Origin of the sequence: Synechococcus sp. H55.9 (assembly GCF_047462355.1) — a bacterium.
In the GTDB taxonomy this organism is placed as follows: domain Bacteria; phylum Cyanobacteriota; class Cyanobacteriia; order Thermostichales; family Thermostichaceae; genus Thermostichus.
On sequence record NZ_JANSJB010000211.1, the window covers coordinates 1 to 1,024 of the forward strand.

1 pseudogene is annotated in these 1,024 nt (G+C 53.6%); it reads right to left on the reverse strand.

What is annotated here, in order from left to right:
* Nucleotides 1-1,024: pseudogene (locus NW857_RS13185) on the reverse strand (glycosyl transferase family 1); the annotation flags it as partial.

Below are 1,024 nucleotides of genomic sequence, written 5' to 3' on the forward strand. Positions count from 1 at the left end.
AGCAGAGGGATCCTCTTTGACCAGCTATGATCTCCCCCTGCCAGATCATGTGAGAAGGATCCAGCATCTGGTCAATCTGCTTGCGGGCTTGCTCCGAGCCAAACTCCACATAGATGACCTTGACGTCTTTGAGCCATGGCTCCAAACTGGCCAACACCTCCACCCCCTGCCCACCTGCAGCCACCCTGAGCACATCGATGTGCTCCAGACCTAGCTCCTGCAGGGTTGCCTTGGCTTCCCGAAAGACCAACACCTGCTCCACTCCCCACTCTGTTTGAGAGTCTTCTGGCCAGAGACGACGAGTCCTGAGGCTATTCTGCCCTGCTAGGCCCACTGGATGCACATGGCAGTTGCCCAAACTAAGAGCATTCTGCTGCAGCAGGTGTAAGGCTAAGGGATCCACCTCAAAACAATGAATAACTGCATCCGGGCAAAATCCGCGAAAACAGACACTGGCAAGTCCTACGCCAGATCCAACGTCAACGACAGTCTTCACTTCGGAAATAAATGAAGGAAAGTTAAGATAAGTCGCCCCATAAAAAAGTGTCTCCTCGTGGAGGCGTATCACATACTTAAACTGATTTATGGTAAAATTCTGCCGCCGCGTTTCCATCACTCGACTTGCCTCGGTAAAAAGAAGCTGATGATCTTCTCCTAAGACAAAGGCAAAGCTGGCTTTGAGGGGCTGCTTCAGTTTCTGGAGATCCTCAACCGTGCACACAGCCACATCAAACACCGGCCAGCTTGCTGGCTCTCCTGTTAGCTCATGCACCCGCTCGGCCACGCCCCTCTGCTGCAAGAGAGCACAGGGATCCACAAAGCTCCCTTCCCCATACAGCTCCAGGCGTGGCAAATCCAGCAAATCAGCGGCAATAACTTCAGGACAACTTCGACCAACAAACACCTTGAGCCGCTCTTGCACCCGATGCAGCTCTTGCACAGGCTCGTACACAGCCAGGCGGGTGTCTATCAGGTGAGAGTTAGCCGTGCTGACAAAGTGACGCACCTCGGAACGAGGCGAGTA